This is a genomic window from Neisseria sp. P0021.S006, from assembly GCF_051956895.1.
Genome location: NZ_JBQCWZ010001021.1, coordinates 1 through 529 on the forward strand (window position 1 = coordinate 1; position 529 = coordinate 529).

A 529-nucleotide genomic window follows, 5' to 3' on the forward strand; every position below is an offset into this window, starting at 1 on the left:
ACCAAGGCCAAGTTTGCTGCGCCGGTTCTCGTATCTTCGTTCAGGAAGGTATTTACGATAAATTCGTCAATGCCTTGGCGGAAGAGTTCAAAAAAATCAAAGTCGGCCTGCCTTGGGAAGACGACACCCAAATGGGTTCGCAAGTCAATGCCGGTCAACTCGAGACCATTTTGAAATACGTCAAAATCGGCGAACAAGAAGGTTGCCGCATCATTACCGGCGGTAAAAAAATCGAAGGCGAATTGGGCAAAGGCGAATTTGTCGAGCCTACTTTGATTGAGGCCAGCAGCAACGAAGCCCGTGTTGCCCAAGAAGAAATCTTCGGCCCTGTTGCCACCGTGATTAAATTCAAAACCGAAGAAGAAGTCATCAAAATGGCCAACAACAGCGAATACGGCTTGGGCGGCGCAGTTTGGAGTACCGACATCAACCGCTGCCTGCGCGTTTCCAATGCATTGGAAACCGGCCGCGTTTGGGTAAACTGCTACAACCGCCTGCCTGCCGGTGCACCGTTTGGCGGCTACAAAAC

Annotated in this window: 1 protein-coding gene; it reads left to right on the forward strand. The window is 50.9% G+C overall.

What is annotated here, in order from left to right; translation table 11 throughout:
* Positions 1 to 529, forward strand: a 529-nt coding sequence (locus ACTHUM_RS18500) for an aldehyde dehydrogenase family protein (protein WP_440403751.1), incomplete at both ends; no start/stop codon positions are given.